Origin of the sequence: Gordonia sp. PDNC005, assembly GCF_016919385.1 — a bacterium.
Classification (GTDB): domain Bacteria; phylum Actinomycetota; class Actinomycetes; order Mycobacteriales; family Mycobacteriaceae; genus Gordonia.
The window spans coordinates 1,156,321-1,182,788 of the sequence record NZ_CP070351.1; the positions used below are offsets into that span (position 1 = coordinate 1,156,321).

The 26,468-nt window shown below is 67.2% G+C and carries 20 protein-coding genes and 1 tRNA gene; 9 read left to right on the forward strand and 12 right to left on the reverse strand.

The genetic code is table 11. The features are described from left to right. Positions 1–7 precede the first annotated feature (7 nt). Positions 8–1,507 carry a methyltransferase gene (locus tag JVX90_RS05470; RefSeq protein WP_205331404.1) on the forward strand — a complete coding sequence of 500 codons (1,500 nt, stop codon included), beginning with the start codon at positions 8–10 and terminating at the stop codon, positions 1,505–1,507. A gap of 124 nt (positions 1,508–1,631) precedes the next feature. On the opposite strand, the gene JVX90_RS05475 is transcribed toward JVX90_RS05470, so the two are convergent. Continuing rightward, the gene (locus JVX90_RS05475; RefSeq protein ID WP_240194070.1) at positions 1,632–2,297 is read right to left on the reverse strand and encodes a lysophospholipid acyltransferase family protein; all 666 of its coding nucleotides are present in this window, start codon (positions 2,295–2,297) and stop codon (positions 1,632–1,634) included. 68 nt (positions 2,298–2,365) lie between these two features. Between JVX90_RS05475 and JVX90_RS05480 the strand changes: the two genes are divergently transcribed. Continuing rightward, the gene (locus JVX90_RS05480; protein WP_205331406.1) at positions 2,366–2,875 is read left to right on the forward strand and encodes a TetR/AcrR family transcriptional regulator; all 510 of its coding nucleotides are present in this window, start codon (positions 2,366–2,368) and stop codon (positions 2,873–2,875) included. Positions 2,876–3,031: 156 nt separating this feature from the next. Here JVX90_RS05480 and JVX90_RS05485 read toward each other — a convergent pair whose 3' ends face one another. From JVX90_RS05485 to JVX90_RS05495, 3 genes are read right to left on the reverse strand one after another with little or no spacing between them, the layout of a single operon-like run. Beyond that, positions 3,032–4,252 (reverse strand): aminotransferase class V-fold PLP-dependent enzyme, encoded by a 1,221-nt coding sequence (locus JVX90_RS05485; protein ID WP_205331407.1) that lies wholly within the window; start codon positions 4,250–4,252, stop codon positions 3,032–3,034. Further along, positions 4,249–5,397: an OpgC domain-containing protein gene (gene opgC / locus JVX90_RS05490; RefSeq protein ID WP_205331408.1), complete on the reverse strand. Its 1,149-nt coding sequence runs from the start codon at positions 5,395–5,397 to the stop codon at positions 4,249–4,251. Before opgC ends, JVX90_RS05485 begins: the two co-directional genes overlap by 4 nt. 28 nt (positions 5,398–5,425) lie before the next feature. Next, on the reverse strand, positions 5,426–7,213 hold the full coding sequence (locus JVX90_RS05495; RefSeq protein ID WP_205331409.1) for an AMP-dependent synthetase/ligase: 1,788 nt from the start codon (positions 7,211–7,213) through the stop codon (positions 5,426–5,428). A gap of 120 nt (positions 7,214–7,333) precedes the next feature. Here JVX90_RS05495 and JVX90_RS05500 point away from each other — a divergent pair, with 120 nt between their 5' ends. Further along, a complete protein-coding gene (locus tag JVX90_RS05500) occupies positions 7,334–9,058 on the forward strand; it encodes a DEAD/DEAH box helicase (RefSeq protein WP_205331410.1) in 1,725 nt (574 codons plus the stop codon). Between the two features lie 83 nt (positions 9,059–9,141). Here JVX90_RS05500 and JVX90_RS05505 read toward each other — a convergent pair whose 3' ends face one another. Further along, positions 9,142–9,747, reverse strand: a complete 606-nt coding sequence (locus JVX90_RS05505; protein ID WP_205331411.1) for a TetR family transcriptional regulator — start codon at positions 9,745–9,747, stop codon at positions 9,142–9,144. 96 nt (positions 9,748–9,843) lie between these two features. On the opposite strand from JVX90_RS05505, the gene JVX90_RS05510 reads away from it, so the two are divergent. Then, positions 9,844–10,833 carry an ABC transporter permease gene (locus JVX90_RS05510; RefSeq protein ID WP_205331412.1) on the forward strand — a complete coding sequence of 330 codons (990 nt, stop codon included), beginning with the start codon at positions 9,844–9,846 and terminating at the stop codon, positions 10,831–10,833. 15 nt (positions 10,834–10,848) lie between these two features. On the opposite strand, the gene JVX90_RS05515 is transcribed toward JVX90_RS05510, so the two are convergent. From JVX90_RS05515 to JVX90_RS05535, 5 genes are read right to left on the reverse strand one after another with little or no spacing between them, the layout of a single operon-like run. Further along, on the reverse strand, positions 10,849–11,403 hold the full coding sequence (locus JVX90_RS05515) for a hypothetical protein (protein ID WP_205331413.1): 555 nt from the start codon (positions 11,401–11,403) through the stop codon (positions 10,849–10,851). After that, positions 11,400–12,134 carry an NAD-dependent deacylase gene (locus JVX90_RS05520; protein ID WP_205331414.1) on the reverse strand — a complete coding sequence of 245 codons (735 nt, stop codon included), beginning with the start codon at positions 12,132–12,134 and terminating at the stop codon, positions 11,400–11,402. Before JVX90_RS05520 ends, JVX90_RS05515 begins: the two co-directional genes overlap by 4 nt. Next, positions 12,131–12,562, reverse strand: coding sequence for an HIT family protein (locus JVX90_RS05525; RefSeq protein WP_205331415.1), 432 nt, complete (start codon positions 12,560–12,562; stop codon positions 12,131–12,133). The genes JVX90_RS05520 and JVX90_RS05525 overlap by 4 nt, the downstream gene beginning before the upstream one ends. Positions 12,563–12,621: 59 nt before the next feature. Further along, on the reverse strand, positions 12,622–13,011 hold the full coding sequence (locus JVX90_RS05530; protein ID WP_205331416.1) for a DUF4189 domain-containing protein: 390 nt from the start codon (positions 13,009–13,011) through the stop codon (positions 12,622–12,624). A gap of 43 nt (positions 13,012–13,054) precedes the next feature. Beyond that, positions 13,055–13,855 carry an LppX_LprAFG lipoprotein gene (locus JVX90_RS05535; RefSeq protein WP_205331417.1) on the reverse strand — a complete coding sequence of 267 codons (801 nt, stop codon included), beginning with the start codon at positions 13,853–13,855 and terminating at the stop codon, positions 13,055–13,057. 298 nt (positions 13,856–14,153) lie between these two features. On the opposite strand from JVX90_RS05535, the gene JVX90_RS05540 reads away from it, so the two are divergent. Together JVX90_RS05540 and JVX90_RS05545 are read left to right on the forward strand one after the other, a co-directional pair. After that, on the forward strand, positions 14,154–23,384 hold the full coding sequence (locus JVX90_RS05540) for a type I polyketide synthase (protein WP_205331418.1): 9,231 nt from the start codon (positions 14,154–14,156) through the stop codon (positions 23,382–23,384). 16 nt (positions 23,385–23,400) lie between these two features. Beyond that, on the forward strand, positions 23,401–23,793 hold the full coding sequence (locus tag JVX90_RS05545; protein ID WP_205331419.1) for a holo-ACP synthase: 393 nt from the start codon (positions 23,401–23,403) through the stop codon (positions 23,791–23,793). A 4-nt stretch (positions 23,794–23,797) separates the two neighbouring features. Here JVX90_RS05545 and JVX90_RS05550 read toward each other — a convergent pair whose 3' ends face one another. Together JVX90_RS05550 and bcp are read right to left on the reverse strand one after the other, a co-directional pair. Beyond that, positions 23,798–24,412, reverse strand: a complete 615-nt coding sequence (locus tag JVX90_RS05550) for a TetR family transcriptional regulator (protein WP_008378844.1) — start codon at positions 24,410–24,412, stop codon at positions 23,798–23,800. A gap of 14 nt (positions 24,413–24,426) precedes the next feature. Further along, entirely contained in the window at positions 24,427–24,900 is a 474-nt protein-coding gene (gene bcp, locus JVX90_RS05555) for a thioredoxin-dependent thiol peroxidase (protein ID WP_205331420.1), read from the reverse strand. Positions 24,901–25,017: 117 nt separating this feature from the next. Between bcp and JVX90_RS05560 the strand changes: the two genes are divergently transcribed. From JVX90_RS05560 to JVX90_RS05570, 3 genes are all read left to right on the forward strand, one after another. Beyond that, the gene (locus JVX90_RS05560) at positions 25,018–25,239 is read left to right on the forward strand and encodes a DUF3618 domain-containing protein (RefSeq protein WP_205331421.1); all 222 of its coding nucleotides are present in this window, start codon (positions 25,018–25,020) and stop codon (positions 25,237–25,239) included. Between the two features lie 90 nt (positions 25,240–25,329). Then, a tRNA-Lys gene (locus tag JVX90_RS05565) sits at positions 25,330–25,402 on the forward strand. 129 nt (positions 25,403–25,531) lie between these two features. Next, on the forward strand, positions 25,532–26,320 hold the full coding sequence (locus tag JVX90_RS05570) for an alpha/beta fold hydrolase (RefSeq protein ID WP_205331422.1): 789 nt from the start codon (positions 25,532–25,534) through the stop codon (positions 26,318–26,320). The last annotated feature ends 148 nt before the right edge of the window (positions 26,321–26,468 follow it).

The following is a 26,468-nucleotide window of genomic DNA, read 5'->3' on the forward strand; positions in this document are numbered from 1 at the left end:
TCGGGCGGTGACGGCATACCCACTCTCTGATCCTGACCTCGTCGACGCTCTCGGCGCCGCATTGCGCGCCGCGGACTTCTCCTCGGAGGGCATCGACGGTCTTCTCGGCGAGCAGGCGAGCGCGGCGCTCGTCAACGGATCATGGTGGCCTGCGCTGCGAGCCACGCGCCGGGATGACGCCGATCCGGCGCTCGCAACACTTGTCAGGCTCTTCCTGCTCGGTTCCACGGAGCCCGAGTTCCAGGTCGCCGAAGCGCTCGCGCCCGTGACGGTCCAGGATCTCGTCGACAGCGGTGTGGTAGCACTGCTCGACGGCGGAGTCCGCGCGCTCCTCGACATCCGCCCCCACGGCAGTGACGCGTCCGATTACTTGGTAGTCGCCGATCAGGACGCGTCGATGCGTCCGGGCGCTGTTTCCCACGACCATGTGCTCGGCATCGGTGGCGCGTCGATGTCGTTGGCGCAGGCCGTGATTCGCACACCTGTCAGGCGTGCACTGGATCTCGGAACGGGATGCGGTGTGCAGGCGCTCCACATGGACGGACACTGCGACGAGATCGTCGCCACCGACACCAACCCGCGGGCGCTCGCACTCGCGGCTGCGACCGCGCGACTCAACGGCATGCAGTGGGAACTGCGAGACGGCAGCCTGTACGAACCCGTCGAGGGGGAGACGTTCGACCTCATCGTCTCCAACCCGCCGTTTGTCGTAGGGACTGGAGCGCAGGACTACATCTACCGTGACTCCGGCATCGTCGGAGACGGCGTCAGCAGGCAGCTGATCGAGAACGCAGCCGCATACCTCAATCCCGGCGGCGTCGCGCAGATGCTCGCCAACTGGGTGGTCTACGACGAGGAGCGCTGGGACGAACGCGTCCGAGGCTGGGTTGAGGCGAGCGGTCTCGACGCATGGGTGGTGCAGCGCGAACTCGCCGATCCGATCAGCTACGTGTCCCTGTGGGTGTCCGATGCGGGGGAGTCGTCCGAGGACGCGGCCCGGCGTGGGGCAGACTGGCTCGACTGGTTCGAACGCGAAGGGATCGTCGGAATCGGCATGGGATCGGTCACCCTTCGCCGGCCGCTGGAGGACCGCGCGGCGGACGTGACGATCGAGGAGATCACCGCTGCAGGCCAAGAGGTCACAGGTTTCGAGGCCCAGGCTTGGTGGCGCCGACGCGACTTCCTGCGCGCCGCATCCGACGAGGAACTTCTCGCCGCGCGCCTCACCACACCTCCGGTCTTCCTCGAGACCCAGTCGCTTCCCGGCGACGACGGCTGGCAGCAGGTCGGTGCGTCTGTCACTCGCCCGGGCGGACCGGGTGCTGTGCTCGGCGTGGACGTAGTGCTGACCGCGCTGCTCGCCGGTTGCCGCGGCCAGGTACCACTGGCTGCCCTGATCACGCTGCTCGCCGACTTCCACGGTGTCGACTCCGACGCGTTGGCTCAGGCGGCGATGCCGTCTGTGCGCGACGCGATCGGCCGAGGGATTCTGCACGTCGCCGACTAGGCTCCTACAGTCGTTCCGTCACTCGAACAGCACGCCAAGCGTTCGGTCACCGGATCCGCAACGCTGGTGTCGGAAAGCCGGCGCCGCGACGGACGGTGGCGACGGAAGGTCCGCTGTCCCGCACTCATTTCCGGGCGTACTCGTCCACGTACGCCAGATCGCCGAGGCGGCGGATCGCGGCCATCAGTTCGTCAGTTGCTGCACGAGCGTTCTGCTCGGGACCGAGAAGAGCGTCGGCAGACAACGGCTCGCCGATATGGACCGTGACGACGCCGGGGCGAACTCGGCGCGATCCGGCAGGCGTCACGTCTGGCGTCCCGGAGATGACCACGGGGACGACGCTGGTACCGGGCACGCGCGAGGCCACACGCATCGCACCTGTGTGGCCACGGTGCAACCTTCCGTCAGGAGACCGAGTTCCCTCGGGATAGATGGCCCACACCCGCCCGCTGCGAAGAACTCGTTCCGCGGCGTCGAGGGCCGCGTGGTCTCCGCCTGAGCGGTCCACCGGGATCTGACCGGTGCCGGCGAAGAATGCTCGTGCAGCGCGTCCGCGGATTCCGGCGCCGGTGAAGTACTCGGACTTCGCGAGGAACGACAGTCGGCGTCGAATCGCCAGCGGAAGCATCAGCGAGTCGATCTCGGCGAGGTGATTCGACGCGATGATCACCGGTCCGTCGTCGGGAACGTTGTCCCGGCCGATCACGGTGACGTCGATTCGCCTCCGGAGTGGAGGGCCGATGAGGACGTGTTTGCAGAGCGGATACAGGACAGAAGCGGTAGTCGGCACGAGGTGTCCTCCAATCGGTAGACAGTGTCTACTGGACAGTGTGTGCTGCATCAGTAGACACTGTCAACGTGGAGACCACGCGTGACCGTCTCGTGGCGGCAGGAGTCGAGATCGTCGACGAGTCGGGACTCGGTGAGGTCGGCGTCCGAGCGGTGGCGGCCAGGGCAGGCGTCTCACACGGAGCGCCGCGACGATACTTCCCGACGCTGGAGAGCCTGCTCGCCGCGATCGCGGCGAGTGGCGTCGCTGACGTGGACCGAGTGCTGTCGCCTGCGATCGAGCGCGGCATAGCCGAGGCGGCCGTCGAGTATTGGAGGTTCGCGCAACGGCGGCCGGGGATGTTCGAGCTGATCTTCCGTCACGATCTGCTCGACGGTGCAGGAGAGGATCTGCGGTCGACGACCGGTCCGTGGTTTCGAGGGATCGTCGCCGCCGTCGGCGACCCCGATCGGGCGTTGACCTGTTGGGCTGCGGTACACGGTTTGTGCGTATTGGCGGCCACACGAGTCCCCGACGCCGTCGGAGTGACCGTCGACGAGCTTGCGATTCGTCGTATCGCGACCGAACTCGGCGCTTGAGCCTGACGCAGGAGCAGCGTTCCGTCACCCCTTACCGACGCGCGTCGGCTATTCCATCACGATTGCCTCGTAGGCGTGACGCAATCCTGTCGCCGTGCTGGAAATGGGTGACGGAACGCCGTCACGGCACGGAGGCGGAGGTTGTCGCTCGGATGGTCAGGAACAGGCGACGTCGAGAGCCGCTGCGAGGTCGGCCTTCAGGTCGTCGACGTCTTCGAGACCGACGGAGAACCGCAGATGTCCGTACTCGCGGAATCCGTCTGGGTAGGCCGCGACCCGTGGACCGGTGGTGCCGACGTGCACAATCAGTGATTCGTCATGTCCGACCGATACCGCAGAGGTGATCACACGCAGGGCCGCGACGAAACGGTTCTGCAGGTCGGGATCACCTTTCACAGCGAACGACATGATGCCGCCGAATCCCGCATCGGGTGTCGCGGCGCGGCCGAACTGTCGGACGGCGAGGTCGTGCTGCGGATGCGATTCGAGTCCGGGGTAGGCGACGTATGCGATCCGCTCGTCGGCCTCGAGGAAACGTGCCAGTTCCAGCGCCGACGCCTGATGCTGTCGAAGGCGTAGGGGGAGTGTCACGGAGCCGCGCATGATGAGCCACGCGTTGAACGGTGAGATCACGCCACCGACGTCGACCATCGCCTCCGACCGGATCGGTTCGACCGCCGCCGCCGTGCCGATCACCGCACCGCCCATCGCGTCGCCGTGCCCGTTGATGTACTTGGTCAGAGAATGCACAACCAGGTCGGCGCCGTGATCAAGCGGACGGAACAGAGGGGGCGGAGTGAACGTCGAATCCACCATGAGCAATGCGTCGGTCGCATGAGCGATATCGGCGAGTGCCGCGATGTCCGCGACCTTGGTCGTCGGATTGGCGATCACCTCGGTCACGATCAGTTTTGTGTTGGGTCGGATCGCCGCGCGAACGGCGCCGAGGTCGGCGATGTCGACGAACGTCGCGTCGATCCCGTACTTCCGCGGTAGCAACGACGTCCACAGCTTGTAGGTCGCCTCATACGTCGCGTCGGCGACAACGACGTGGTCGCCGACTGAGACATGGGAGAAGAACACGGCATGCAGTGCGGCGACGCCGGAGGCGAGTGCAACGGCGTCCTGCCCGTGCTCCAACGCGACGAGCTTGTCCTGCAATGCGATCTGGTTGACGCCGGTGTTCCGGGTGTAAGTGAGATGCTCCGGATTCGACCAGTCCATCGTCGACGGATCCGCCGGTAGGTGATACGAGTTGGCCATCGTGACCGGGACCCGGATCGCGCCGCCCTCGCCCTCTGCGTGATTTCCGCCGTGCACACTCCACGTCTGCTCGCCGACCGTCGACGCGTCGTGCTTGTCCGGGCGCTGTCTCATCGCTGTGTCCTCCCCGCTCGCTGGATCCCCGCCGCGCCGGCCTGGACCACTCGTGCAGGCAGTCGGTGGAGTTTGTCGATCCGGAACCGGCTGCGGGTTTCGGCCCACAACCAGCACGTCGCGAAGACCACCGCGGCCGTCGTCATCGCCGTCGAAGCCGACCAGGGGCGTGGGACGAGGACCGCGGGGACCGCGAGCAGCGCCAACGCCTGGATCACGTACGAGTCGAGACTGCGGGCGCCTGTCGAGACAAGCGGACGCAGCACATCGCGACGAGTCCAGCCTAGGACTGTGCGGAACACGCCGTACAACGTGGTCACCACCAGGAACGCCACGATCACGCGGACGACGCCCAGATCGACCTTGTCGATCAGCCAACCGGAGTGGCGGACGACGGACCGGGACCGGATCACATCGCGGACCGTGAAGCCGACAGCCAGTGCGACGGTCACCAGCACGGGGAGGGCGGTGTCCACCCGCTCGGGCACCCGCAAGCGGTCCCAGTGCCAGCCGATCACCAGCGCGATCATGAACAGGATCTGCCAGGCGGCCCAGTTCTGGACTTCAAGACCGCCCGGGAACGACGTGACGACCATCCACCCGGCGGTTGAGGTCTGACTGACGACGTACAGCCCGATCGATCCGGCGATGACGAGCGGCCACCACCCGCGCATCAGGATCGGGATCACCGCAAGCGCGAGGACCATGAGGATCAGATAGAGCAGCAGGATGTTCCCGCCGCTCGGCAGGTAACGCAGACCGAGGGCCCACCGGACCTTCTCCCCGACGTCGTCCGGGTACGGCAGCAGCGAGACGCGGCGGAACTCGCGGCGGGTGAACGCTGCAGCGGCCAGCACGGCGGCCAGTCCGATTGCGGCCTGACACACGTACAGGACGGCGATACGACGAATCAGCCGGTCCACGCTGTAACGCAGCGAGAACCGGCTGATCCACCGTTGGTGGACGATGCCGAGGACAAGACCGGACAGGAGGACGAACGCGCTCATCCCGTCCATGTACGGAAACAGATGAGTCGGTTCGGCCGCCCAGGTGCCGTCCGCGAAGTGCAGACTGACCATGCTCCAGATGGCCAGTCCGCGCAGCGCGTCGATCGCGAGATCGCGGCCGTGAGCGGACCGCGTCACGAGGTGAACGCGGGCGCAGCCCTGTCGATCACGAGTACAGGTCGGCGATCGCCTGCTGGTACGTCTCGTGAATCACGTTGCGCTTCAGCTTCATCGTCGGGGTCAGCTCGCCGGTGTCGATCGTGAAGTCGGTGTCGAGGACGTCGTACTTCTTGATCGCCTCGGCATTTGACACCTTCTTGTTGGCGTCGGCGACCGCTGCGTCGAGCTCGGCGCGGATCGCCGGGTTCGTCGTCAGCTCGGTCAACGTCGTGTCAGCGGGGAGACCGTTGCGCTCGAGCCACCCTGGCACGGCCTCGGGGTCGAGGGTGATGAGCGCTGCGATGAAGGGCTTCTTGTCGCCGACGACGAGGCACTGGCTCACCAGCGGATGCGCGCGGATCGAGTCCTCGAGTTGAGCGGGGGACACGTTCTTTCCGCCCGCGGTGACGATCAGTTCCTTCTTGCGACCCGTGATGAACAGGAAGCCGTCCTCGAGGCGGCCGATGTCGCCGGTGTGGAACCATCCGTCCCGGATGGAGTCGGCGGTGGCCGTCTCGTTCTGCCAGTAACCACTGAAGACCATGCCGCCCTTGAGCAGGACCTCGCCATCCTCGGCGATCTTGACGGTCACGCCGGGGACGGGGCGGCCGACCGAACCGATGCGGCTGTGCTCCTGGCTGTTAGCGGTGACGGCGGCAGTCGTCTCCGACAGGCCGTAGCCTTCGTAGATCGGAACACCCGCGCCGCGGAAGAAGTGGCCGAGACGTTCGCCGAGCGGTGCGCCGCCGGAGATCGCGCCTTCGCAGTTGCCGCCGAGTGCGTCGCGCAGCTTGCCGTAAACGAGCTTGTCGAAGATGGTGTGCTTGATCTTGAGGACCAGACCCGCCCCGTCGGCTTCTTCGGCGCGGCTGAACTCGATCGCGGTGTCGACGGCCTTGCCGAAGATGGAGCCCTTGCCGCCGTCGATCGCCTTCTGCTCGGCCGTGTTGTAGACCTTCTCGAACACACGCGGCACCGACAGCACGTAGTTCGGCTTGAACACGGCGAGGTCGGCGATCAGGTTCGGGATGTCTGCGGTGTGGCCGAGCACAACGCCGTTTTCGAGTGCGGCGACGGCGACGACACGCGCGAACACGTGGGCCAGCGGCAGGAACAGCAGAGTCGACTTGCCCTCCTCCATGCCGGTGCCGACCGCGGCGGCAGTCGCCGCGGTCTCGGCGAGGAAGTTCTCGTGCGTCAGGACGACGCCCTTCGGGCGACCGGTGGTGCCCGAGGTATAGATCAAGGTGGCGGCGTCGCCGCTCGTGGCGGCCGCCTCGCGAGCATCGAGTTCGGAGTCGGGGACATCGGCGCCGCGCTTGCGGAGGGCGTTCACGGCACCGTCGTCGATCACCAGGGTCTCGCGGAGTGCCGACGCACCTGCGATCACCTCCTGGTGCTTGCTGCGCTGGCCGGCGTCTTCGACGATCAGGACCGATGCCGCGGAGTCGGTGAGGATCCAATCGACCTGGTCGGGCGAGGAGGTCTCGTAGATGGCGACGGTGGTGGCTCCTGCCCGCCAGATCGCATAGTCGAACAGGCTCCATTCGAAGCGTGTGGACGAGAGCAGAGCGACGCGGTCGCCTGCCGTCACACCGGCAGCGATCAGGCCCTTGGCGACGGCGTCGACCTCGTCGGCGAACTGCGCTGCCGTGACCGTCACCCACTGGCCGCCGTCTCCGCGACGCTTGAACAGCGGCAGTGTCGGGCGCTCCTTGCGGTAACGCTGCAGAGTGGTGATCGTCGTTGCACTCGGATCGACGACCAAACTGGTGGGAGTGGTGTACTCCTGCATGTTCATTCCCCTCAACTGGAAATCGCTCGAACCGCCCGGCCGGCGAATTCTTCGCTCGCACAGTACCAGTAGCCCGGTGAGGCATGTCACAGGCCCTTTTCGGGGTAGCATCTACAGACGATGACTAAAGATTCCGCCGACGATTCGGCACCGGTGTCCAGCTTCGACGACTTCGACATCGACGGTCGCGTGCGCGCAGCAGTTGACGAAGTCGGGTACGAGACGCCGTCACCCATTCAGGCGGCGACCATTCCTCCTCTTCTCGAGGGACGCGACGTGGTCGGCCTCGCGCAGACCGGTACGGGTAAGACGGCGGCTTTCGCCATCCCCGTGCTCTCGCGCATCGACACCTCCGCCCGCAAGCCGCAGGCGCTCGTTCTGGCGCCCACGCGTGAACTCGCGTTGCAGGTGTCCGAGGCGTTCGGTCGGTATGCCAGCAAGATGCCCGAAGTGAAGGTCCTGCCGATCTACGGTGGCCAGAGTTACGGCGTCCAGCTGTCCGGTCTCCGTCGCGGCGCACAGGTGATCGTCGGCACCCCGGGCCGAGTGATCGATCACCTCGACAAGGGCACTCTGGATCTGTCCGAGCTCGAGTTCCTCGTCCTCGACGAGGCCGACGAGATGCTGACGATGGGCTTCGCCGAAGACGTCGAGCGGATCCTCGCCGACACTCCGGACAAGAAGCAGGTCGCGCTGTTCTCGGCGACGATGCCCGCCTCGATCGGTCGGCTGGCCCGCAAGTACCTGAACAACCCGCAGGAGGTGACGGTCAAGGCCAAGACCGCCACCGCGTCGAACATCACGCAGAAGTACCTGCAGGTGTCGCACCAGCGGAAGCTCGACGCGCTGACTCGTGTCCTCGAAGTCGAGACCTTCGACGGGATGATCATCTTCGTCCGCACCAAATCGGCCACCGAAGAGCTCGCCGAGAAGCTGCGCTCGCGCGGCCTGTCGGCGATGGCGATCAACGGCGACATGGTGCAGGCGCAGCGTGAGCGCACCATCAACCAGCTGAAGGACGGCTCGCTCGACATCCTCGTCGCCACGGACGTGGCCGCACGAGGGCTGGACGTGGACCGCATTTCGCACGTCGTCAACTACGACATCCCACACGATGTGGAGTCGTACGTCCACCGCATCGGCCGTACCGGTCGCGCTGGACGATCGGGCGCCGCACTGCTCTTCGTCTCGCCGCGTGAGCGTCATCTGCTCCGTTCCATCGAGCGCCACACGCGTCAGAGCATCGAAGAGATCGACCTGCCGAGCGTCGACGACGTGAACGCACAGCGTGTCGCCAAGTTCGCCGACTCGATCACATCGAATCTCGGATCGAGCAATCTCGACATGTTCCGTGGGCTCGTGGAGAACTACGCCCGCGAGAACGATGTCGCGATGGCGGACATCGCTGCGGCACTCGCGCTCGAATCGCGGGACGGCGGCTTCCTCATGGCACCGGATCCGCCCGCGGGCCAGCGACGTGAGCGCAGCGAGCGACCGGAGCGCGCACCCCGCGGCAGCAACGGTGGGCACTTCGCGACCTACCGGATCGCCGTCGGGCGCAAGCACAAGGTGTCGCCGGGGGCCATCGTCGGTGCGATCGCCAACGAAGGAGGTCTCACGCGAGGCGATTTCGGCAACATCAGCATCCGCGACGACTTCTCGCTGGTCGAACTGCCGAACGATCTCGACTCCGAGACTCTGAACTTGCTCAAGCACACGCGCATCGGCAAGCATCCGATCGATCTGCGTCAGGACATGGGCGCGCCCCGTGGCCGTGGCGGCTACAACAAGCGCGACGGCTACAACAAGCGGTCACCGCGCGTCGCCGGGCGCGGCCGCGGCTGACGACACGCCTCTTCGCATAACATTCACCGATTCGACGGGAAACGGGCCGACGCCGGCAGGTGGCCGTCGGATCGGTGAATTTTTTACGGAATGTGGGTTCCGTCGGCGTCAACGATCAGTTGGAGTCGGGGGCCGTACATGGCGATCACTTCATCGCGGGTCAACTCGGCGAACGTCGGAACGCCGACGAGATATCGGACCATCGCCATGCCGAACAGGCAACTGATGAGCACACGCGCGGTGTCCAGGTCCACCCCGGCCTTCTCGGAGAGCAGCGGAACCATCCGATGCGACGCGAACTCGCCGAACGCATTCGAGCGACCGGGGTCGTTGACGATGGATCGCAGTAGTCCCTGCAGCGCGGTGCCAGTGGTTTCGCCCTCCCAGGCGCCGGTGAACACTGTGATGATCCTCGTGCCCAGTTCGGAGCGGGGGCCGTCCGCGGCGCGCGTCAGTTGCTCGGCGGGATCGACTGGCACCTCGAGCGCTTCGACGAACAAACCGTGCTTACTGCCGAAGTAGTACGAGACGAGCGCGACGTCGACGCCCGCCGCGGCGGCGACCGCGCGCAGCGACGTGCCCTTGAATCCGTTGCTCGCGAACATCTCTCGCGCTGCAGTGAGAATGTCCGCGCGCGCCGTGGACTCTCCGCTGCGTCGTCCTGCTCGGGTGGATGAAGCCTCTGCCATGCGTCCAGCCTACCCGAAATTCAACACTCGTTGACTTATAAGGCAATCCGTCGTACCTTGGGTGTCAACAGTTGTTGAATTAATCGGAGGTGGGCCATGTCCACGACAGTCCGCAAGCTGGGAGCCGTCGTCATCGGACTCTCGATCGTGATTCCACTCGTCTTGTTGATGTTCATCGGGCCCGCGTCGCGCGGTGCGCCGCATGACGTGCCGATCGGTGTGGTCGGACCTCCCGCTGCGGTGGGACAGATGAGCTCTTCGCTCGAGCAGCACCAGCCGGGGGCCTTCGACGTTCGCAGCTTCGAGACATCGGACGATCTGCGGGACGCCGCACGCAACCGTGAGGTGTACGGCGGATTTGTGCTCGGCGCGCAGCCTGAGACGATCGTGGCGACCGGCGGCAGCCCGGCTGTCGCGACGACGCTCACTCAGATCGGCGCCGGACTCGCGGCCCAGTCGGGTGCGCCTGCCGCACCCGTCGTCGACGTCGCGCCTGCTGCCGACGACGACTCGCGTGGTGCGGGGTTCGGTTCGATGGTGATGCCGGTGTTCATGGCGGGAGTCGCCCTTGGCGCCACTGCTGCGCTCGTCGGACGCCGCCGCAGGGTGATCCTGTGGGCACTTCCGGTAGGCGCGGCAGCCGTCGCTGCCGCGTCGATCGGCGTCGCCATGGCAGTCGGCGTCCTGGGCGGAGGGTTCGGGCTTCAGTGGCTGGCGCTCGCCGCGGGCATCCTTGCGATAGCGGCGCCGGTTGCGGGTCTTGTCCGTGCTGTCGGCACGCCGGGGATCGGCGGTGCAGCGCTGGTGTTCATGCTTGTCGGCATGCCTCTCGCAGGAATCTCCGCACCGCCGGAGTTCCTGCCGTCGATCTGGGGGACCGTCGGACAACTGTTGCCGCTCGGCGCCACCGGCACCGCGCTGCGCAGTGCGGCGTTCTTCGACGGGGCGGGCTCGCCTGCGGCGTTCGCGGTGCTTGTCGCCTGGATCGTCATCGGCTACCTGCTCCTGTCGGTTCCGATGAGGACTCCCGATGGTGAGGTCGCCTCCACCGGGGTCGATGAGATCGGTGAGCCTGTCGCCGTGTGACGACCGCGGTCCCTCTCAGACGCGGGTCAGTCGTTGGCGGACGCTGAGCCACCTGGCTTCCGCGATCTGTTGATGGTCGGTGAGTCCACGCCAGAAGCCGGCGAGATCCGCGGTCGCGGACTCTTCGCAAGCGAGCGACATTCGAGCGAGGAGGCTCAGGTAGCCACGTCGGTACCAGTGGTCGGTGAGGGCGACCGCGAGAAGTGCGACGTCGGCGCCACCCGGGAGGGGTCCCGCTCCCGACGGCGCGGCGATGTCGAGGAGGACACTCCGCAGGCCGGCCCGCTCCTTCGGATCGGCGATGCCCTCGGTGAGCAGGGTCGGCGTCACCGGCAGCCCGGCATCTGTGCGGGCCACCACAGCGGCGAAGACCGCGGTGTGAACCGGTCTCAGAAAGAGCACGGTGTCGACCGGGAGCAGATCTCGCGACGGGGGGTCGCGCTCCTCAGGTCGGCCGATCATCGCATGCACCGCGGCGACGGCCACCGTGGCCGGCGCCCAGACCAGTGATGTCAAGAACTCGAGTTCCAGACGGATGGTGTCGTCGAGGTCCGCCGATGTGTCCGTCATCCGACAACCCGAGGCAGCGTCTCGGCCGCCGATCCGGCGAGGTGGATGGTCGCCAGTCGTGTCAGCTCCGACGGCTCCGGGTTCACCTCGATGATGGGGACTCCGTCGAGGTGCGCTCGTTCGGGAAGTCCGGCGGCGGGTTGGACGACCCCGCTCGTCCCGATCACGATCATCAGATCGCAGGCGGCGACCGCTGCGGACGCAGTGGACCAGGCGTCTCGCGGAAGGAGTTCGCCGAACCACACGACGCCCGGCCGCAGCGATTCGCCGCACAGCGGGCACATCGGTCGGGGTGTGACGAGGGCTGTCTCTGCGCTCTCGGGGTGACGACAAGATTCGCACCGGGGCGCGAACAGGCTGCCGTGCAGGTGGCTGGCAACCGCGCTGCCTGCACGTTCGTGGAGATCGTCGACATTCTGCGTGATCACACTGACCGCTCGACCGTCGATGCGGGCGGTGACGGCCAACTGCGCGAGTGCGATGTGCCCGTCGTTCGGCTCGACATCGCGGACGTCGTTCGCGCGCTGCGCATACCAGCCCCAGACGAGGTCGCGGTCGGCCTTCCATCCCTCCGATGACGCCAGCGTCATCGGGTCGTGGTTCTCCCACATGCCGACGAGGGCATCGCGGAATGTCGGGATGCCGCTCTCGGCGGACATTCCGGCACCGGTGAACACGACGGTCTTCTCGGCGTGCGCGATGAGCTCCGCGGCTCGCTCGAGGTCCGTCACGCGTGTGGTCCGATCAGTCCGCGGAGCTGTGCCGCAGTCGTCGCGAGATCACCCGCGCGGCGAGTGACGAGACCCTTGGCGAACGAGAGCTTGTCTCCGCTCCGCCGCGGGACGACGTGCAGGTGAGTGTGGAACACCGTCTGCATCGCGGCTCGGCCGTCGTTGACTGCGAGGTTGACGCCGTGCGCACCGAACTCGGGTGTCTTCATGGCGTCGGCGATCCGCTGGGCGGCTGCGAACAGGGGTGCGCCGAGTGTCGGATCAAGGTCGGACAGGCCGGATGAGTGCTTCCGTGGAATCACCAGCGTGTGCCCGCGGGTGACCGGAGCGCGGTCGAGGAACGCAACGACGTGCTCGTCGGAGTAGACGAGATGTGCGGGACCGCGTTCGGCGACGATGTCGCAGAACACGCAGGGATCGGTCGACATGGAACAAAACTAACGGCCCGGGCGCGCGTGTGCGCTCCCGGGCCGTCAGTCGGTGCGGATCAGCTGTGGCCGGAGGTGCAGACCCAGTCGTAGATGTAGCCGCCCTCGGAGTAGTAGCGGGCGTACGACTCGGCGTCGTACAGGTTGCTCGCCCAACCGTAACCCCAATAACTGGTGCCCTTTGCGATGGCGCCGCAGCCGTTGACGAACTCGGTCACCACTTTGCAGTCCGAGTATGAGCAGTAGCTCATGGCGACATTGGCGGCATCACGAGAGTTGTCGTAGTCCCAGGCGCGGCCGGTCTGGCCGGTGCTCGGCGATAGCGCGATCGCGCCGTAGTAGCTGTAGGCGTGGGCGGGCGCCGGGTCGACGATGGACGGGACGGTGAGGGCGGAGCCGACTCCGACGGCGATCAGTCCCGCGGTGGCGAGACGCTTGCGGATGTTCATGGTGTTCTCCTGAGGAAGAGAGGTAAGGAAGGGGACGGGAGGGTCAGCTGCCGGTCTTCTCACGTGGGGTCTCGCCCGACGTGGTCGACTTCGGCTTCGCGGTCGGAGCTTCGACGTTCTTCGGCTTGCTCACATCGACCTTCTGGCCCCACTCGCTGATGTCGACGGTCATTGTGGCGTCCTTGGCGGGGGAGACGACGACTCGTGCGACGTTGTTCTTGCCGTCATCGGTGACGAAGACGGTGGCGTCGTACGTCGCCTCGGCGAGCTCACCGGTGGACGGCGTCGATGCGAGGCCCGCGAGGTCCTTGCCGCTGACGGTGCCGGTGATCTTGGTGGTCTCGACGCCGTTGACGGTCTCGGTGCCCGCCTTGGTGGCGCCCTGAAGTGCACGAAGGATGGCAGGGACGCCGCTCTTCGAGTCGAGGATCTTCGAGACGTCGTAGATCGAACGACCGTCGCCGTAATCCTGGTATCCCTTATCGGCCACGTCGGCGTAGAGCTTGCCGTCGATGTAGACGAATGGAGCGTCGACTGTGCGACCGCCCATGTTCAGGGTGGTGGTTCCCTTGCCCTTCAGCTCGGGCTTGGTCTCGACGTCGGCCTCGACCTTGCTGGCGTTCAGGCTCTGCAGCTTGCCGTCGATCGCCATCACGATGTGCGCGCCTGTGAGGGCCTCGGTCGCGGTCGCGGCGGCGTCGAGTGTCGACTTCGCGGCGGAGTCGGAGGCTGCAGTCGTCGAGCTGTTGCCGCTGTCGTCGTTGCTGGAGCATCCGGTCAGGATGACCGACGCTGCAACGACTCCTGCGAACGCGCCGGCGACCAGTCGGTGTGAACGGTTCATGGATGGTGCTCCTCCCCGCGGGATCGCACCCGGTGTGCGACTCACTGCGAATTACTGGATCGAAATCTAGTACGTCGCGACGTGACGTGGGGGATTCACGTCGTTTCAGCGGATGACACGTCGACGGGCCCGGGCGGTTGTGATGACAGTCACTGAATTTTCGGGCGACGCAGGTCCAGTTGGTTACTGACGGGTCTACCAGCGAGTATACCTCGCGGTCGCCTCCAAACATGAGGGATCCCTCATGTTTCTGTGGCACTATGGCCGAGTTCCCCCACACAGGCCGACAGGAGTATCCGTGACCCTCGACCAGTTCCGCACCGGTGATCGAGCAACCTCAACCGACGACGGTTCGACGAGTCTGATCGACCGCTTCGCGGCCGGCGAGTGCTATGCGATCAGCTTCGGCGGGCAGGGCGGGCCGTGGCTGCCGACACTTGCCGAGCTCGTCGCCGACGCCGATCTGGGCCGACGGATCACCGCGATCGTCGACTCCGCTGCGCGCTCCCTGGGGCCTGTCGCCGACCGTCTCGCCGCTGCCGGCGGCGACCGTTTCGCCCCCGCGGAGTGGATCGCCGCTGTCGACGAGGACCGGGCGGTCCCGACCGACGCCGAACTCGCCGCCGCCGAATTGTCGGTCCCGGGCATCCTCCTCGCTCAGATCGCGGCCATCGCCAACCTGTCGAAGCAGGGTCTCGACCCGAGCAGGCTCCCGGCGAGCGCCGTCATCGGTCACTCGCAGGGGCTCCTCGCCGCAGAGGCCATCACCACCGCCGAACATCCCCGCGAAGCCGACGACGCGGCTCTCCTCGCGATCGCCCAGCTCATGGGGGCAGCGGCCACTGTCACCGCCCGCCGCCTCGGGCTGCTCGGCTCGGCGGATCAGACCACCGAGGGCACCTCGCCGATGGTCGCGGTCAACGGCGTCCCGCCGCGTGAGATCGACGCCATGCTCGAGGAGTACCGCGCGTCGCTGCCCACCGGGACATCAGGACTGCCGACCGTTGCGATCGTCAACAACCGACGGTCGATCGTTCTCGCGGGGTCGCCGCGTCACCTGACCGGATTCCAAGCGCTCTGTGCACGTCGTGCAACGGCCGAAGCCGCCGACCGCAAGGCCAAACTGACCGGCGGGAAGCCGTTCGCGCCGACCTTCGAGGAACTGGCCGTCACCGTGCCGTTCCACCATCCCGATCTTGCACCCGCGGTTGACCTCGTCGTCGAATGGGCCGGCCTCTCCGGACTCGACCCGGAGTTCGCCGGCCGTCTCGCCACCCGCATCCTCGTCGACCCCGTCGACTGGGTGGACCAGATCGGCGACGCAGTGGCCTCCGGCGCATCGTGGATCATCGACTTCGGTCCAGCCGATCTCGGCGCTCGGCTCGCCGCACCCCTGGTCCGTGGACAGGGCGTCGGTGTCATCGCCGCGGCCACCCGTCGTGGCCAGCGCAGTCTGTTCGTTCCGGGTAGCGCCCCGGCCGTCGCGCGGCCATGGTCGGCCTTCTCGCCGCGTCTGGTGTCGTTGCCGACCGGACGCACCGTCGTAGACACCGCTTTCACTCGACTCACGGGCCGATCGCCCATGCTGTTGGCGGGTATGACCCCGACAACCGTCGATCCCGCGATCGTCGCCGCGGCGGCAAACGCGGGCCACTGGGCCGAGCTCGCCGGTGGCGGACAGGTGACCGAGGAGATCTTCGCGTCCAACGTCGCCAAACTCACCGACCTGCTCGACGAGAACCGCCAGGTCCAGTTCAACTCGTTGTTCCTCGACCCCTACTTGTGGAAGCTCCAGCTCGGCGGCAAGCGCCTCGTGCAGAAGGCACGCGCACAGGGTGCACCGTTCGACGGTGTCATCATCACCGCGGGCATCCCCGAGCTCGACGAGGCGGTGGATCTCGTCGGTGAACTGAACGACGCGGGCCTGCACTACGTCGCCTTCAAGCCGGGCACCGTCGACCAGATCCGCGCGGTCATCCGCATCGCGATCGCAGTGCCCCAGTTCCCGGTCATCGTCCAGATCGAAGGCGGGCGCGCAGGTGGCCACCACTCGTGGGAAGACCTCGACGACCTGCTCCTCGCGACCTACGGCGAACTCCGCGACCGGCCGAACGTCGTCGTCTGCGTCGGCGGCGGCATCGGGACTCCCGAACGCGCGTCGGAGTACCTGACCGGCGAATGGTCCGCCCGGTACGACTACCCGTCGATGCCGCTGGACGGCATCCTGATCGGCACCGCCGCCATGGCGACGCTCGAGGCCACCACCTCACCCGAGGTGAAGCAGATGCTCGTCGACACCGAAGGTTGCGACACCTGGATCGGCGCAGGCCACAGCGAGGCAGGCATGGCTTCGGGGCGCAGCCAGCTCGGCGCCGACATCCACGAGATCGACAACTCGGCGTCGCGCTGCGGTCGCCTCCTCGACGAGGTCGCAGGCGACGCGGACGCGGTGGCCGAGCGGCGTGACGAGATCATCGCCGCGATGGAACGCACAGCCAAGCCGTACTTCGGCGACGTCAGCACCATGACCTACCTCGAGTGGCTCACCCGTTTCGCCGAGCTCGCAGTGGGCGCCGACGGCGAGTACGCATGGGCCGACATCACGTGGGAGAAGCGTTTCGTCGACATGCTGCGTCGCACTGAGGCCCGCATGCACCATCTCGACACCGGCGAGTTCGAGTCGTTGTTCGGTGTCCGGGTAGACGACGCACACGGTGCGATCGCTCGCCTGACCGAGACCTTCCCCGCCGTTGAGGCCGACATCCTGCATCCCGCCGATGTGGCGTTCTTCCTCGAGCAGTGCCGTACGCCGGGCAAGCCCGTCAACTTCGTCCCCGTCATCGACAAGGACGTCCGGCGTTGGTGGCGTTCGGACTCCCTCTGGCAGGCGCACGACGCGCGCTACTCCGCAGACGAGGTCTGCATCATCCCCGGAACCGTCGCAGTGTCCGGCATCACCCGAGTCGACGAACCGGTCGGCGATCTGTTGAACCGGTTCGAGGACCAGGTGGTCACGGATCTGCGCACCTCCGGCGAGCAGGCCCAGGTCGTCGCCGCACGTCGTCGGCGCGGCATCGTCAGCGAGTCCGGGCCGCTCAGCATTCTGATCGAAGCTGAAGACGTGCTCTGGGCGGGCCGCCAGGTCCGCAATCCCATCGCTCTCCTCGGTGACCGCGAGGCGTGGACCGTGTACGACGGTGAGTACGCCGAGCACTCCACGGGCGCGATGATCGCCTACGTCCCGGACGCCGAGACCGCGGACGACGAGATCCGTCTCGACCTGGTGATCCCGGTGTCCGGCTCGATCCTGCGCATCCCGTTCACCGGCGACCTCAAGGTGGTCGACGGCGGCAGCCCCCGCGTCACCACCGCGGGCGCCGCCGATGCCATGCGCGACCTGCTCGCCGTCGCCGCGGGCGGCGATCTGCTCGCTCTCACCGACGGCGCGACCACCGGTACCGTCGCGTGGCGCGCCGATTCGGTCGCCGATCACAGCGGCGCGACGTCGTCGGGTCTTCCGACTCGACTCGGCGCGACCACGCCGTCGTCGCCCAACGGATTTGCGGTGCCCGACGCGCTCGTCGTGGCCTGCTGGCCGACGGTGTTCAGCGTCATCGGCGGAGTCTCGACCGATGACGGCCTACCGGTTGTCGAAGGGCTGCTCGACCTGGTCCACCTGGATCACGCCATCACCCTGGAGGCGGCGCTCCCGACAGTCGACACGGACCTGACCGTTGCCGCGCGCTGCGTCGGCGTCAGTGACGCCGACGTGGGACGCGTCGTCGAAGTCGAGGTGACCGTCACCGACGGCGACACCCCGATCGCCCAGCTCGTCGAGCGCTTCGCCATCCGCGGTCGCACCGGCGCCGCGAGCCTGGCCGACCCGGTCCGGGCCGGCGGTGCGCTCCGCGAGGAGCGGACCGGCACCCGTAAGCACCTGCGATCGGTGACGGTGAACGCACCGTCCCGGATGCACGGCTTCGCCGTCGTCTCGGGCGACCGCAACCCCATCCACACCGATCCACTCGCGGCACGCCTGGCCGGACTCGGCGACCCGATCGTCCACGGCATGTGGCTGTCGGCGCTCGCACAGCAGGTCGTGACCGCCTCCGACTCCGGTCAGCCGACCCCCGCACCACGTGCTCTGCTCGGCTGGACCGCGCGCTACCTCGGCATGGTCCGTCTCGGCGACGCCGTCGACGTCCGTGTCGACCGTGTGGGAATCGACTCCGGTCGAGAGGTCATCGAGGTGACCGCCAAGGTCGACGATGAGCTCGTGATGGCGGCCACCGGACTGCTCGCCGCGCCGCGGACCGTTTACGCGTTCCCCGGCCAGGGCATTCAGAGCAAGGGCATGGGCCTGGAGGCCCGATCGCGCAGTGCCGCGGCCCGTGACATCTGGGACCGTGCCGACAAGCACACCCGCGAGACGCTCGGCTTCTCCATCCTCGCGGTGGTCCGCGACAACCCGACAACACTCGTCGCCAACGGTGAACGCTACTTCCATCCGGACGGCGTGCTGTTCCTGACGCAGTTCACCCAGGTCGCGATGGCCACGCTCGGCGTCGCGCAGATCGCTGAACTGCGTGAGGCGGGCGCGTACGTCGAAGACTCGATCACCTGCGGTCACTCGGTCGGCGAGTACAACGCGCTCGCCGCCTGCGCCGGTGTGCTGCCTCTCGAAGCAGTCCTCGAAGTCGTGTTCCAGCGCGGCAGCGCCATGCATCACCTGGTTCCCCGTGACGCGAAGGGCCGAAGCGACTACCGTCTCGCGGCGATCCGGCCGAGCCAGTTCGGTCTGGCCGACGCCGACGTCGAGGCGTTCGTCTCCGGAATCGGCACCGATGCAGACGAGTTCCTGCAGGTGGTCAACCTCAACCTGCTCGGGTCGCAGTACGCGATTGCCGGCACCGTCCGCGGGCTCGAACTGCTTGAGGCCGAGATCGATCGGCGTCGCGCCGAGTTCGGCGGCAAGCGGGCGTTCATCCTCGTCCCCGGAATCGACGTGCCGTTCCACTCGACCGTTCTGCGCGCCGGGGTGCCGGAGTTCCGCGGCAAGCTCGACGAACTCCTGCCGGAGGTCATCGACCCCGACATCCTCGTCGGCAACTACATCCCGAATCTCGTTCCTCGCCTGTTCAACCTGGGTCGCGACTTCGTCCAGGAGATCGCCGACCTGGTTCCGTCCGAGCCCCTCGACGCCGTTCTGGCCGACTGGGAGTCGTGGGAGGCACGTCCGGCCGAACTCGCCCGTGTCATCCTCATCGAGCTCCTGGCGTGGCAGTTCGCCAGCCCAGTCCGATGGATCGAGACGCAGGACCTGCTGTTCTCGACAGTCGAACAGGGCGGACTCGGGATCGACCGCTTCGTCGAGGTCGGCGTCAAGTCGGCCCCGACGCTGACCGGCCTCGCTCGCAACACGCTCAAGCTGCCTCCGTACGGCGCAGCCGTCACCGAGGTACTGAACGCGCAGACCGACGAGCAGCTCCTGCGCGCCGAGGACAGTGCCCCCGAACCGGTCGAGGACCCCGATGAAGGTGATACGGCCCCGGTCGAGGCGGCCGTCGAAGCCGCACCTGTGGAGGCCGCACCCGTCGCCGCCGCGCCTGTCGCAGCAGCCGCCGGGCCGCGCCCGGACGACATCACGTTCGGCCCCGCCGACGCGGTCCGCGCAGTCATCTCCCTCTGGACCAAGATGACGCCGTCCCAGATCGGCTCAGCCGACACGATCGAGTCGCTGTGCGACGGGGTGTCGTCGCGTCGCAACCAGCTGCTGCTCGACATCGGCGGTGAGCTCGGTCTCGGCGCCATCGACGGCGCCGCGGAGGCGGAGATGCACGCTCTCGCGGCGACCGTCGAGACGATGGCACGCGGGTACAAGCCGCTCGGCGATGTCTTGACCGATGCCGTCGGCGATCAGATCCGCAAGGTTGCCGGACCCGTCAACAAGCGTCAGAACTACATCGTCGACAGGGTCACCGACACGTGGCAGCTCGGCGGTGGATGGGCGCAGCACACACTCGTCGCGGTCGCGCTCGGTTCGCGTGACGGCGCCAGCGTGCGCGGCGGCGACCTCGGCGACCTGCTCGAGAGCGCCGTCACCACGGTGAACGATCTCGACAATCTCATCGACCGTGCGGTCCGCTCGGTCGGTGCGGCTCGCGGTATCAGCGTGGAACTGCCCGCAGCAGGCGGTGCGGCGGGAGGCGCGGTCGACTCGGCTGCCCTCGACGCCCTCGCCGAGCACATGGGCGGCAAGGACGGTGTCCTCGCGGCCACGGCCAACACGATCCTCGCCAAGCTCGGTCTCACCTCGACTGCGTCGACCGAGGAGATCCTCGACGACCCGAACGCGGTCGCCGCGCAGCGCATCAGCGATGAGCTCGGCGCCGACTGGGTCCGCACGGTCACTCCCTCGTTCGACGAGCAGCGGGCAGTCCTGCTGGACGACCGCTGGGCGAGCGCCCGCGAAGACCTCGCACGTCTGTGGCTGCTCGACGAGAGCGCCGTCGACGCCGACCACGACCGCATCGTCGGTCGGATGGCCGGAGCGGGAACGACCGTCGCCGAGCACGCCACCTGGTGGCAGGGCAAGGCGCTTCATCGTGGCTTCCGCGTGCACGCCCGCCTGTTCGCGGCGATCGCCGAAGCCGCAGAGTCCACGCAGTCCGGCGTGTTCGCCGACGACGTCGCCGTCGTCACCGGTGCGTCGCCCGACTCCATCGCCGCGTCCGTCGTCGGCGAACTGCTGGGCGGGGGAGCGACAGTCATCGCGACCACCTCGCGCCTGAGCAGCGAGCGTCTCGGGTTCTACAAGGAGCTCTACCGCGACCACGCGAGCCACGGTGCAGCGCTCTGGGTGGTGCCTGCCAATCTCGCGTCGTACGTCGACGTGGACGCCGTCGTCGAGTGGATCGGCACCGAGCAGACCGAGAACCTCGGTGCCACCACGGGTGTCATCAAGGAGGCCATGACGCCGACTCTGCTGTTCCCGTTCGCCGCCCCGCGCGTCGCGGGCGACCTCACCGACGCCGGTGGTCGCGCGGAGATGGAGATGAAGGTCCTCCTGTGGTCCGTGGAACGGATGATCGCAGGTCTCGGCGCCATCGGCGCAGATCACGATCTCGATTCGCGACTCCATGTGGTCCTGCCGGGCTCGCCCAACCGCGGCATGTTCGGCGGTGACGGCGCGTACGGCGAATCGAAGGCCGCGCTCGACGCTCTCGTCACCCGCTGGGGTGCCGAGGAGTCGTGGGGATCGCGCACCACGATCGCGCACGCCCTCATCGGTTGGGTTCGCGGGACCGGCCTCATGGGTGGCAACGACGGCATGGTCGCCGCAGTGGAGGCAGCAGGCGTCCGCACGTGGAGCACCGAGGAGATGGCGGGTGAACTCGTGTCGCTGTGCACCGCGGACAAGCGAGCGCAGGCTCGGGTGGAGCCGATCGTGGCCGACCTGACCGCGGGACTCGACCCGAACATCGATCTCAAGGCGTTGGCGAAGGTCGCAGCCGCCGAGTCTGCCGACGAGCCGGAGTCGGACGTCGACGAGCCGGTCAACCCGCTGGTCGCGGCGCTCCCGTTCCCGGCACGCGCCGATCTGCCGACCGCCCACGAGTGGCCGGAGATCACTGCGCGTCCCGAGGACATGGTGGTCATCGTCGGTGCGGGCGAGGTGGGCCCGTACGGCTCGTCGCGCACCCGTTTCGAGATGGAGGTCGACGAGAAGCTGTCGGCGGCGGGTGTCCTCGAACTCGCGTGGAACACCGGCCTGGTCACCTGGGAGGAGACTCCGAAGCCGGGCTGGTACGACGTGGAGTCGGGCGACCCGGTCGCCGAGGCGGACATCGCCGACCGCTACCACGACGAGGTCGTCGCTCGGTGCGGCATCCGTCGATACGTCGATGAGGGCGCGATGGTCGACAACTCGTCGCCGCTGCTGGAGTCGGTCTTCCTCGACGAGGACCTGACGTTCACCGTTCCGAACGAGGCCGCTGCTCGGGCGTTCGCATCGGCCGATCCGGAGCGGACGCGCATCGTGGCGACTGATTCGGGCGACTGGAGTGTGACCCGCCTGGCGGGCACCGAGATCCGCGTCCCGCGTCGGTTCGAACTCTCGCGCACCGTCGGCGGACAGATCCCGACGGGCTTCGACCCGGTCCGCTGGGGCGTCTCGCCCGACATGGCGGAATCGGTCGACCGCGTCGCACTGTGGAATCTCGTCGCGACGGTCGACGCGTTCATCACCGCGGGCCTCACCCCGTCGGAACTGATGCGGTGGGTCCACCCGGGTCTGGTCGCCAATACTCAGGGCACCGGCATGGGTGGCATGACGTCGATGCGTTCGCTGTACGTCGACACGCTGCTCGGCGAGTCGAAGGCGAACGACATCCTGCAGGAAGCGCTGCCCAATGTGGTCGCCGCGCACGTCGTGCAGTCGTACATCGGCAGCTACGGCGCGATGATCCACCCGGTCGCCGCGTGCGCCACCGCGGCCGTGTCGGTCGAGGAGGGCGCCGACAAGATCCGCCTCGGCAAGGCGCTGTTCGCCGTGGCCGGCGGCTTCGACGACGTGGGCATCGAAGGCATCGTCGGCTTCGGCGACATGTCGGCCACCGCCGACTCGGCGGCGATGAAGGCCAAGGGAATCGACGAACGTCGCTACTCGCGAGCCAATGACCGTCGACGCAGCGGATTCGTCGAATCGGCAGGCGGTGGAACAGTGCTCCTGGCACGCGGTGACGTCGCCGCCCAGCTCGGGCTCCCGGTCCTCGGTGTGGTCGCGTGGGCGCAGAGCTTCGGCGACGGCGTGCACACGTCGATCCCGGCTCCGGGCCTCGGTGCTCTCGGTGCGGCACGCGGACAGAAGATGTCCCCGTTGGCGACATCCCTCGCCTCGCTCGGCGTGAGTCCCGACGACGTCGCGGTCGTGTCCAAGCACGACACGTCGACTCGCGCCAACGACCCGAACGAGTCGGAGCTGCACGAGCGTCTCGCCGGCGCGATCGGCCGTGGCGACGGTGCTCCGCTGTTCGTCGTCTCGCAGAAGTCGCTGACAGGCCACGCCAAGGGTGGGGCCGCAGCGTTCCAACTGATCGGCCTGTGCCAGGTGCTCCGCGACGGTGTGGTCCCTCCGAACCGCAGTCTCGACTGCGTCGACGACAAGATGGCCGAGTACCCGCACCTGGTGTGGCCGCGGGAGACACTGCGGATGGGCGAGCGCTTCCCGCTCAAGGCCGGTCTGCTGACCAGCCTCGGCTTCGGACACGTCTCCGGTCTCATCGCGGTGGTTCACCCCGAGGCGTTCGTCTCGTCGCTCGACGAGACCTCACGTGCGGACTACCGGCGCGCCGCCGCAGCTCGCCTGCGTGACGGACAGCAGCGTCTCCTCTCGGCGATGTGCGGCGGCGACCCCGCGTACCAGCGTCCGGCGGACCGTCGTCTCGGGGACGGCGACGAGCACACGGCAGAGGCCTCGCTCCTGCTGAACCCAGAGGTCCGTCTCGACGCCCAGGGCTCGTACGCATGACCACCTCGGACGCACGATGAGCATCGTCGGAGTCGGCATCGACATGGTGTCGGTGACCGAGTTCGCCGAGCAGCTCAAGCAGCCCGGTTCGACGTTCGCCGGCCGTTTCTCGGTCGGCGAGCGTCGGGATTCGGCCGACCGAACCGGTGCCGACGATCGTCACCTCGCGGCGCGCTGGGCGGCGCGTGAAGCCGTGATCAAGGCGTGGTCGTCGAGCCGGTTCGGTCTGGCGCCGGTGCTGCCGGAGACGGCCGTCAATGAGGTGGAGGTGCAGTCGGACGCCTATGGCCGCCCGCGCATCCGCCTGCACGGCGACCTCGCCGAGCAGATCGGACATCTGCGCATCCATGTTTCGCTGACGCACGACGGCGACATGGCCGCCGCGGTCGCGATCCTCGAGGAGACCTGACGGCTCAGCGGCTGACGGCGTCCTCGAGGAGCAGATAGCCTGCGAGCATCCGCTTGAGTTCGCCGACCACCTTCTGGTGATCGTGCGGCTCCTGCACGGAGAAACTCAGCAGCGAGTACGACGCGTGGACCAGGACCTCGGCCATCATCTGGCGCCGCTGCCGTTCTGAGGTCGGTGTGAGCGGCGCCAGGATCCGCGCGACCTGTTCGGCGAGGATCTTCTCGGTGATCGACGCGGTCGCGCGCGTCGCAGGCGTCGACTGCACGGCCAGCCACACTGCTCGCCGCGACGGGTCCGTGCGCCACAGTTCTGCGAGGTGATCGAGGAACTTCTCCAGCAGTTCAGGCCACTTGAGCGACGGGATCTCGGCGGCGAATGCCGACAGCTCGTTGCTGACGGCGGTCGTGTCCTGCCGGTCGAGTTCACACACCACGACGTACTTGTTGGCGAAGTACTGGTAGATGGTGCCGATCGGAAGGTCGGCGCGCTGGGCGATCTGTTCGCATGTCAACGATTCGAATCCGACGTCGATGAGCACCTCGCGCGCGGACGACAGGATGGAGTCGAACGTGCGCCGACTCCGCTCCTGGGTCGGACGCTTGCGTGGGACGAGTTCCACTGGGAGCGACGCCGCTAGACCGAGAGGTCGCGGCGCAACTTGGCGACGTGGCCGGTGGCGCGCACGTTGTACTGAGCGGCTTCGATGACGCCGTTCTCATCGACGAGGAATGTCGATCGGATGACGCCCTGGACGATCTTTCCGTACAGCTTCTTCTCGCCGAATGCGCCCCACGCTGTCAGCACTTCCTTGTCGGGATCGCTGAGCAGCGGGAACGTCAGCTCGTCGCGTTCGACGAACTTGGCGAGCTTGGCGGGTTTGTCGGGGGAGATGCCGACGACGTCGATGCCCTGACCGTTGAGTTCGGCGAGACTGTCGCGGAAGTCGCACGCCTGCTTGGTGCAGCCCGGTGTCATGGCGGCGGGGTAGAAGTAGACGATCACCTTGCGACCTGCGTAGTCCGAGAGCGACACGGGCTTCTCGGTGGAGTCGAGCAGGGTGAATTCCGGGGCCTTGTCACCAACGGTGAGGCGTGCGTTCTCCGACATACCGCCAGGCTATCCGATCGCGCGACCTGATCGGCCGTGGTGCGCCGCAGCCCTTATAGGCTGGTCTGCACAAGTAGGCTTGCCTGCACAGACACAACGAGTAGAAGTGGAGACGCCGTGGCCGGGGAAACCGAACGGATCGAGAAAGAAATCGCACAGGCGCGCGAGGAGCTGGCCAAGACGCTCGATCAGCTCGCCGTGCGCGCCAACCCCGAACGTCTCGCGAACGACGCCAAGAGCAAGGCGCTCGCGTTGCTGGCGAGCCCTCCGGTGAAGTTCGGTCTGATCGGAGTCGGCGCGCTCACTGTTGTGGTCGTGATTCGTAAGATCGTCCGCTGATGAGCCGCGAGAAGAGCTGAAAACAGCGTCTGACCAGCCGATTTTTGTTCTGGTTCCATCTACTGTTAGTGTTTCTTCTCGCAAGGCCAAGCGCCATTAGCTCAATTGGCAGAGCAGCTGACTCTTAATCAGCGGGTTCGGGGTTCGAGTCCCTGATGGCGCACTGTGAAAGACCCTCTCCATTCGGAGGGGGTCTTTTTCGTGGTGGATGAGATCCGATTCTCGCTCGCGTCGTGTGGCGTCTGCCTCAGCACGCCCCATATTGAAAAAGGTAACGCTAACCTAATTATCCATGATGATCAGGAGAGTCGCCGCCCTCGGCGCCGCCGCCGTCCTCGCCGCGTCGATGATCGGAACCGGCTCGGTGTCCGCGGAGAAGCCGACGGGCGCCGCGGGAATCACCGATGTGGTGATCGTCCCGGGCCAGACCTTCGGCGGCACGCCGTACCAGCCGCTCGCCGCGACTCTCCGCGACAAGGGGTACCGGACGCATGTCCTCGAGCTCGCGGGCACCGAACTGCGCGAGGACCCGGCGAAGATCGGGGCTGCCGTGGACCGGATCCGTGCTGAACGACCGTCCGCGAAGATCGCGCTTGTCGGGCACAGCATCGGCGGACTGACGGCCCGCTGGTATTTGAAGGAACTCGGGGGAGCGTCGAAGGTTGCGACATATATCGCTGTCGGGGCGCCGCAGTACGGCTCCATGGGCGGCTGCTCACAGAAGGGGCAGGCACGATTGGTCTGCCCCGGCACCGACTACATCAACCAGGTCAACGCGGGCGACGACACCCCCGGCGACACCGCATACTTCGGCATCCGCAGTGAGCGGGAGTGGGCGAGCGGACACCTCGATGGTGGACAGTGCCGTGTGACTCCGGTGCGGGGCTATTCGCCGCTGCCGGACGTCGGCGTCGAACACATGGTGGAGACGATCGATCCGGCCGGACAGGCGGCCATCGCGACTGCACTCGCCGGGCGCTGCGACGGTGAGTTCGTCGATGAGAAGGACGGGGTGATCACCTACAAGTCGTCGGAGTTCCCTGGCGGATACCCGGACGTCGCCGCACCGCGGGCCAGGTAGGGGACCAAGCCTCGACTACGACTCCAGGTCGACGCGTCGTTCAACTGAATGCTCCGAGTGTGATCCTGTGCGTCGTCGGTGGTGCTTGTCGGAGGGTCTCGGTATTCTCGGGATCGAATCCTCGCAGGCTGAACGGTCATTGACCTGC